This window comes from Streptomyces sp. NPDC056161 (assembly GCF_042268025.1).
Lineage (GTDB): Bacteria > Actinomycetota > Actinomycetes > Streptomycetales > Streptomycetaceae > Streptomyces.
Genome location: NZ_JBHJUV010000063.1, coordinates 41,021 through 48,696, shown reverse-complemented (window position 1 = coordinate 48,696; position 7,676 = coordinate 41,021). Strand labels below are relative to the sequence as shown.

8 protein-coding genes are annotated in these 7,676 nt (G+C 70.5%); 7 read left to right on the top strand and 1 reads right to left on the bottom strand.

The window, feature by feature from the left end; all coding sequences use genetic code 11:
- Positions 1–475: 475 nt before the first annotated feature.
- The 5 genes from ACFC09_RS38765 (at position 476) to ACFC09_RS38745 (ending at position 5,044) form a co-directional block, all read left to right on the top strand.
- Entirely contained in the window at positions 476–1,000 is a 525-nt protein-coding gene (locus ACFC09_RS38765; RefSeq protein WP_376536515.1) for a DUF1453 domain-containing protein, read from the top strand.
- Entirely contained in the window at positions 997–2,148 is a 1,152-nt protein-coding gene (locus tag ACFC09_RS38760; protein WP_376536513.1) for a sensor histidine kinase, read from the top strand. Before ACFC09_RS38765 ends, ACFC09_RS38760 begins: the two co-directional genes overlap by 4 nt.
- Positions 2,145–2,825 (top strand): response regulator, encoded by a 681-nt coding sequence (locus tag ACFC09_RS38755; RefSeq protein ID WP_376536511.1) that lies wholly within the window; start codon positions 2,145–2,147, stop codon positions 2,823–2,825. Before ACFC09_RS38760 ends, ACFC09_RS38755 begins: the two co-directional genes overlap by 4 nt.
- 69 nt (positions 2,826–2,894) lie before the next feature.
- A complete protein-coding gene (locus ACFC09_RS38750) occupies positions 2,895–3,443 on the top strand; it encodes a DUF485 domain-containing protein (protein ID WP_376536509.1) in 549 nt (182 codons plus the stop codon).
- Complete coding sequence (locus ACFC09_RS38745) at positions 3,440–5,044, top strand: cation acetate symporter (protein WP_376536507.1); 1,605 nt, start codon at positions 3,440–3,442, stop codon at positions 5,042–5,044. Before ACFC09_RS38750 ends, ACFC09_RS38745 begins: the two co-directional genes overlap by 4 nt.
- A gap of 56 nt (positions 5,045–5,100) precedes the next feature.
- Here ACFC09_RS38745 and ACFC09_RS38740 read toward each other — a convergent pair whose 3' ends face one another.
- Positions 5,101–5,793 carry a response regulator gene (locus tag ACFC09_RS38740; protein ID WP_376536505.1) on the bottom strand — a complete coding sequence of 231 codons (693 nt, stop codon included), beginning with the start codon at positions 5,791–5,793 and terminating at the stop codon, positions 5,101–5,103.
- 161 nt (positions 5,794–5,954) lie between these two features.
- Between ACFC09_RS38740 and ACFC09_RS38735 the strand changes: the two genes are divergently transcribed.
- Both ACFC09_RS38735 and ACFC09_RS38730 read left to right on the top strand, forming a co-directional pair.
- Positions 5,955–6,770 (top strand): ABC transporter ATP-binding protein, encoded by an 816-nt coding sequence (locus tag ACFC09_RS38735; RefSeq protein WP_376536503.1) that lies wholly within the window; start codon positions 5,955–5,957, stop codon positions 6,768–6,770.
- Positions 6,760–7,623 carry an ABC transporter permease gene (locus tag ACFC09_RS38730; protein ID WP_376536501.1) on the top strand — a complete coding sequence of 288 codons (864 nt, stop codon included), beginning with the start codon at positions 6,760–6,762 and terminating at the stop codon, positions 7,621–7,623. Before ACFC09_RS38735 ends, ACFC09_RS38730 begins: the two co-directional genes overlap by 11 nt.
- The last annotated feature ends 53 nt before the right edge of the window (positions 7,624–7,676 follow it).

Genomic DNA, 7,676 nt, shown 5'->3' with positions numbered 1-7,676 from the left:
GCCCCAGGGGCCGCAGCCAGCCCGCTGTGCTGTGCACGGGACGGGGACGGCGGATACGGGCACGTACGGGCACGGGACTCCGGCGCCGGCATCCGTGGCCGCGCCAGGTGTGCGTCCCCTCGGCCAGGGTTCGCCGGCGCGGGGAACGGTGCTCAAGCGGCTCCGTCGGCCCGTGTCTGACCGACCTGCGGTGAGACGCCGCCCCCGATGCCCGATGCCCGATGCCCGATGCCCGATGCCCGATGCCCGATGCCCCAGGGCGCAGGGCGCAGGGCGCAGGGCGCAGGGCGCAGGGCCCAGAGCCCGGTGGCAGGGTTGCGCGGCCGGGTTCTCCACCCGCGGGTGGAGAAGGGACGACCGGCGGATCCACCCGTGATCCACCCGGGCTCCGATTCGCTGACCTGCGAATTTCCGTAGCGTCGTAGGCGTCGGCAGGACCCGCTGCCGACATCCCCTTCCGCTCACGGAGGCTTTGATGTCCGGGCTCGTCAACGCGCTGGTGATCGTGGCTGTCGTCGCGCTGGTGATCGCGCGGCAGTTCCGTGCCCGCCGGATCAGCACCGACCGGCGCTGGTGGATCCTGCCCCTGGTCCTGGCGTTGGTCGCGCTGCGTGAGCCCGGAATGATCGACGCACACCACCGCGCCGGGTCCGTCGCGCTGCTCGCGGCCGAGCTGGTCATAGGGCTGGCGATGGGCGCCGGCTGGGCCTGGACCACACGGGTGTGGACGGCGCCGGACGGTGCCATCTGGTCCAAGAGCACCAAGGCGAGCGCGGCCGTCTGGGTCGCCGGCATCGCGTTGCGCGTCGGCCTCTTCGCCCTCGGTGCCGTGCTGGGTGTCCATCAGGACAGCTCTGCCCTGCTCCTCGCGCTCGCGGGTACTCTCGTGGTCCGCTCGGGCGTTCTGATCTGGCGGGCGCAGTCCCTCACCGCGGCAGGCGGCCGCCGCGCGGCGTACGGTGACGCCGAGCGCCGGTCGGCGTGGAAGGAGGGCGTGTGACGGAGAACACCTGGACGCGCTGGCCCTCCCGCGAGGCGCTGGGCCGCGAGGGGGTCGCCAGACCGAGGCGCCTGCTCGCCTGGTCCGTGCGGATGCTGGTGCTCGGCGTACTGGTCTGGGGCGCCTTCGACGCCAACCACATCGACGTCTGGGGCAAGGTCGCGACCGTGGGCGGGATCCTCGTGACCGCGGCCCTGTCCTGGGGCTTCTACCACACGACCTACCGTCACCGGCTGTGGCCCTCCGTCGCGCTGATCGTTCTGCTTCTGGGCATGGCCGGGCTCGCCGGGGCGACGGGGTTCCGGGGGCCGGCACTGGTCGTGTGGTGCGGCTGTGCCATCGCGGCCCTGGAGCGGCTCCCTCTCGGAGCGGCACTGCCGGTCACCGCGGTCGCCCTCACCTCCTTCTCCGTGATCAACACCGACGTCTGGCTGACCACGGCGGCCGTCGTGGTGGGCATGGCCCTCGCCGGGTACGTCATGCGCCTGGACGCCGAGGCGCGGGGCAGCGCGCAGCGCCTGCTCACACAGGAGCGGGCCGCCCGAGCGGCCGAGGCGCAGTCCGCGGCACTGGCGGAGCGGGCCAGGATCGCCCGGGAGATCCACGACGTCCTCGCGCACAGCCTCTCGGCCCAGCTCGTGCACCTGGAGGCGGCCAGGCTGCTGATCGAGCGGGACGCGGACCGCGAGCAGATCCTCGATCGGGTGGTGGCGGCGCGCGGCATGGCCCGGGACGGCCTCGCCGAGACGCGGCAGGCGCTCTCCGCGCTGCGCGGTGAGATGTCCCCCCTGGAGGACTTCCTGAGCGATCTGGCCGGCGCCGGCGACGGTGCCGAGGTCACCGTCACAGGAGAACGCAGACCGCTCCCCGTCGAGGCGGCGCAGGCAGTGCGCCGCGTTGCTCAGGAGGCGTTGACGAACGTTCGCAAGCACGCGCAAGGAGCCAGGGTCCGTGTCCTGCTGGAGTACGCCGAGCACGAGGTGAGGCTGGACGTCAGGGACTCGGGTGGCAAGCCGGGTGATCTCACGAAGGCCGGCGGCGGGTACGGTCTGCTGGGGATGCGGGAGCGTGCCGAACTGCTGGGCGGCTCGTTGGAAGCCGGTCCGGACGAAGAGGGGTTCGCGGTGACGTTGAAGGTGCCCGTATGACCGAGCAGGTGGGGCGGAGGCCGGCCCGGGTGGTCGTGGCCGACGACCAGACCGTCGTCCGCGAGGGCATTGTGATGCTGCTCGGGCTGCTGCCGGGTATCGAGGTCGTCGGCGCGGTAGGCGACGGGGAGGAAGCCGTCAAGGCGGTCGCGGAGCTGGCCCCGGACGTGGTGCTGATGGATCTGCGGATGCCCCGTTGCGACGGGGTGGAGGCCACCCGGCGCATCCGTGCGGGGTATCCCGGTACCCAGGTCGTGGTGCTCACCACCTTCGCGGACGACGAGTCGCTGTTCCCCGCGCTTCGGGCGGGAGCGCGGGGCTATCTCACCAAGGACGCGGGCGGCGACGAGATCGTACGCGCGGTGGAGAGCGTGTTGTCCGGGGACGCGGGTCTGTCGCCCAGTGTCCAACGGCGGCTGCTGGAGCGGTTGTCCGAGCCGGAGCCGCAGCCGGCGCGGGTGGCGGCGCCGGACGGGCTGACCTCGCGGGAGACCGAGGTGCTGGTGCTGATCGCGGAGGGGCTGAGCAACCAGGAGATCGCTCGCAGACTGCATGTCTCCACCGCGACGGTGAAGACCCACATCAACAATCTCTTCGCCAAGACAGGCGTCAAGGATCGTGCTCAGGCAGTGCGTTACGCGTTCGGGAAGGGGCTGGTGCAGCCCGCAGCGGACTGAGTCACCTGATGGGGTGAAGAGGGGAGGGAAGAAGAGCCAGGGATCATTCCGCTCTGCCCATCCTTGGGCATGCAGTCAAGCAATGGTCGTCCCGGCGGGGACAGGGGTGGTCCAGGAAGTCCGGCCGAGAACCGGGAAGCGGCGCACACGGCGTCGCGCGAGGTGAGGCACGACGATCCCTGGTACGACGCGATGGCCTCCGGCTGGGGAGAGGCGGACAGTACGGGTGCGCCCGCCTCCTCGGTGCCCGGCGCGCGCGAGAGGGGTGAAGAAGCGGCCGTTCGCACCCGTGACGTCTATCTCGACGTGCAGCGCAGCGCCGCTTTCCAGGAGGTGCGCGGCAGGTACCGGAGGTTCGTGGTGCCCGGTGCCATCGCCTTCTTCGCGTGGTACGTGGGCTATGTGGTCACCGCGACGACGGCCCCCGGTTTCATGGCCCGGCCCGTGGTCGGCGCGTTGAACGTGGCGATGCTGGCCGGGCTGAGTCAGTTTCTGACCACCTTCCTGCTGACCTGGGCCTATGCGCGGCACGCGCGGCTGCGCAGGGATCGGCCCGCGCTCGAACTGCGCTGGAACACACAGGAGAGGGCGCGGGGAGTGCGAGGCGGTCGGTCGTGACGGGGCAGCATCAGTTTCTGGCGCTCCTGCTGTTCGGCGGGTTCGTGGCCGTCACCCTGGGGATCACGACGTGGGTGAGCCGTAGGCGGCAGGGTTCCGTGGAGGAGTTCTACGCGGGCGGCAGGCTCTTCTCCCCGATGGAGAATGGTTTTGCCATCGCCGGTGACTACATGTCGGCGGCCTCGTTCCTGGGCATCTCCGGGCTCATCGCGCTGTTCGGCTACGACGGGCTCCTGTACGCGGTGGGCTTTCTCGTCGCGTGGCTGCTGGTGCTGTTCCTCGTGGCCGAACTGGTCCGCAACTGCGGGCGGTTCACCCTGGCCGACGTGGTGGCGGCGCGGATGAGCGAGCGGCCGGTGCGGATCGCCGCGGGAACCGCCTCGGTCACCGTCTCCGTTCTCTATCTGGTGGCGCAGATGGTGGGGGCGGGCAGTCTGGTGGCGTTGCTGCTCGGGCGGACGGGCGCGGCGGCACAGATGTGGACGGTGATCGGTGTCGGCGCGCTCATGGTGGTCTATGTGTCGTTGGGAGGGATGCGAGCCACGACCTGGATCCAGATCGTGAAGGCGGTCCTGCTGCTCGGCGGGACCATCGCGCTGACCGTGCTCGTGCTGCTGCGCTTTCACGGTGATCTCGACCGGTTGCTGTTCACGGCCGCGAAGCGCAGTGGGCAGGGGGAAGCGTTCCTTGCGCCGGGGCTCAGGTACGGCGGGGACTGGACCGCCCGGTTCGACTTCATCAGCCTGGGCCTCGCACTGGTACTGGGCACAGCCGGGCTGCCGCACATCCTGTCCCGCTTCTACACGGTGCCGACCGCGCGGGCGGCCCGCCGTTCGGTGGTGTGGTCGATCGGGTTGATCGGTGGTTTCTATCTGATGACGTTCGTCCTCGGGTTCGGGGCCGCCGCGATCGTCGGGCCGCAGGCCGTGCGCGACTCGAACGCCGCGGGCAACACGGCGGTTCCGCTGCTCGCCCTCGACCTGGGCGGCGGAGCGGACTCCACCGGTGGGACGGTGCTGTTCGCGATCGTCGCGGCCGTCGCCTTCGCCACGATCCTCGCGGTGGTCGCCGGGATCACGCTGGCTTCCTCCGCGTCCGTGGCCCACGACCTGTACGCCTCGCTACGGCGGGGACGGGGGCGCGCACGGGGCGGGGCGCGCAGTGAGGTCGCTGTCGCGCGGGTGGCGGCGGTCGGCATCGGGGTGGTCGCCATCGGGCTCGGCCTGCTGGCCCGCGACCTCAACGTGGCCTTCCTGGTGGGCCTCGCCTTCGCCGTGGCGGCGTCCGCCAACCTCCCGGTGCTGCTGTACTCGCTGTTCTGGCGCGGCTTCACGACGCGCGGCGCGATCTGGGCCGTGTACGGCGGGCTGGTTCCGGCCCTGGTGCTGGTCGTGCTGTCCCCGGTGGTGTCGGGCAGCCCGGGGTCGCTGTTCCCGGGCGTCGACTTCCAGTACTTCCCGCTGGAGAACCCCGGCATCGTCTCCATCCCGCTGGGCTTCCTCGCGGGCTGGCTCGGCACTGTCACCTCGGCTCAGGCCCCGGACGAGGCCAAGTACGCGGAGACCGAGGTGCGGTCGCTGACCGGTGCGGGAGCCGCATAGGGGCGGACCGGGCGTCCCCGTGGGGAACCGTTACGGCACGAGCGCGGCCGGATGCGTCAGGGCGCCACCCAGGCGTACCGGTGCTCGGGTCGTCCCGTGTCGCCGTACTTCAGCGAGAGGCGCAGCCGGCCCGCCTGCTCCAGGTGGCGCAGATAGCGCTGCGCCGTGGAACGGCTCAGGCCCGTCTCGGCGGCGACCTCGTAGGCGGACAGCGGATGGTCGGCGCGGTGCAGCACCCCGCAGATGAGGTCGGTGGTGGGCTCCGAATGGCCACTCGGCAGACCGGGCGAACTCGGCGAGGGCGCGGTGCGCAGTGCGCCGAAGATCCGGTCGACCTGCTCCTGCCCCGTCAGACCCCGCCCGCCGACCCGGTCGACCGTGCGGCGCAGGGCGGCGTACGAGTCCAGCCGGGTCCGCAGCGCGCTGAACGTGAACGGCTTGACGAGATAGTGCAGGGCGCCCAGACGCATCGCCTTCTGCACGGTCGTCACGTCACTGGCTGCGGTGATCATGATGACGTCGGTGCCATGGCCCTCTTCCCGCATCCGGTGGACCAGTTCGAGCCCGGTCCGGTCGGGCAGGTAGTGGTCGAGCAGGACCAGGTCGATGGCTCCGCGTTCCACCCAGGCCAGGGCCTGGGCAGCACTGTGCGCGCGGGCGGCCACCCGGAAGCCGGGAACCTTTCCCACGTACTTGGCGTTGATCTCGGCGACACGGAAGTCGTCGTCCACCACCAGGACGTCAATCATGGGGCCTCATTTCCTCAAGGCCAGGCGAGCGTTAAGCCCGTGTTTCGGCTCCGCAGTTGTAGCGCGAGCAGAACGAGCACAACAGGCTGTTGCGAGCAAAAGAACGGATTGCGCTCAGAAGACTGCTGCTGTGGCGGGGGCCACACCTACGGTCCCGGGGCATGAGCACAGACACCGGCCCCGCCATCGAGCTGCGGGGCGCGAGCAAGATCTTCAAGACCCCGTCGGGGGGTCTGCACACGGCTGTCCGGGGCCTGGACCTCACCGTCGGACGCGGTGAGTTCGTCGCCGTCGTCGGACCGACGGGCTGCGGCAAATCCACCACGCTGACCCTCGTCAGCGGCCTGGAGGAGCCCTCCGAGGGCGAAGTGCTGGTGGCCGGGGAGCCGGTCGCCGGCGTCGGCGACAAGGTCGGCTTCGTCTTCCAGCAGGACGCGACCTTCCCGTGGCGGACGGTCCTGTCCAACGTCATGGCGGGCCCGCGCTTCCGTGGCGTACCGAAGGCGGAGGCCAAGCAGAAGGCCCGCGAATGGCTGGCCCGGGTCGGACTCGCCGCCTTCGAGGACCGTTACCCGCACCAGCTCTCCGGCGGTCAGCGCAAGCGTGTCGCCCTGGCCGCGACCTTCGTCAACGATCCGGAGATCCTGCTCATGGACGAGCCCTTCTCGGCGCTCGACGTGCAGACCCGGGCGCTGATGTCGGACGAGCTCCTCGAACTGTGGGAGGGCACGGGCGCGTCGGTCGTCTTCGTCACCCACGACCTGGAGGAGTCCATCGCGCTGGCCGACAAGGTGGTCGTGATGACCGCCGGGCCCGCGACCGTGAAGCAGGTCTTCGACATCGACCTGCCCCGGCCGCGCAAGGTCGAGTCGGTCCGCCTGGAGCCGCGGTTCATCGAGATCTACCGCGAGATCTGGGAGTCCCTCGGCGAAGAGGTCCGTATCACCCGTGAGAGGAGTGCGGCCCATGTCGCATGACGTCCTCGCCACCCCCGTCGCCGGCACGGACAAGCCCACGGACCGTACGCGGAGCCGGGCCAGGGCGGCCCGCAGACGCAAGGCCGTCGTCCTGGCCGGCCGGGCAGTGCTCCTGATCGCCGTGCTCGGCCTGTGGGAGGGGCTCTCCCGGGCCAAGGTCATCGATCCGTTCAACTTCTCGATGCCGTCGAAGATCTGGGACCAGATCTACACCTGGACCACGCACGGGACCGCGCTCGGCTCACTGGGCGAGCAGATCTGGTACACGCTCTACGAGGCGCTGCTGGGCTGGGTCATCGGTGTGGTCGCCGGTGTCGTCCTCGGTATCGCGCTCGGGCGGATCACCTTCCTCGCCGATGTCCTTGGTCCATACATCAAGGTGCTCAACTCGATCCCCCGGATCGTCCTCGCCCCGATCTTCGTGATCTGGTTCGGGCTCGGCCCCGCCTCCAAGGTCGCGTCCGCCGTGGTGCTCGTCTTCTTCCCGGTCTTCTTCAACGCCTTCCAGGGCGCCCGGGAGGTCGACCGCAACCTGGTCGCGAATGCCCGCGTCCTGGGCGCAAGCGACCGAAGGGTGACCCTTCAGGTCGTCATCCCCTCGGCCACCTCGTGGATCTTCACCAGCCTGCACGTCAGCTTCGGCTTCGCCCTGATCGGTGCGATCGTCGGCGAGTACATCGGCGCCACCAAGGGCGTCGGCCTGCTCGTCGCGCAGTCCCAGGGCACCTTCAACTCGGCCGGTGTGTACGCCGCGATGGTCATCCTCGCCGTCGTCGCACTCGTCGCCGAGGGGCTGCTGACCTTCGCCGAGCGGCGCATCTTCCGCTGGAAGCCGACCGACTCCGAGCACTGACGGCCGCGAAGGCCGCCCTCGCCTCCCCTGCCTCCCCTCTCCTTTCCCCGCAC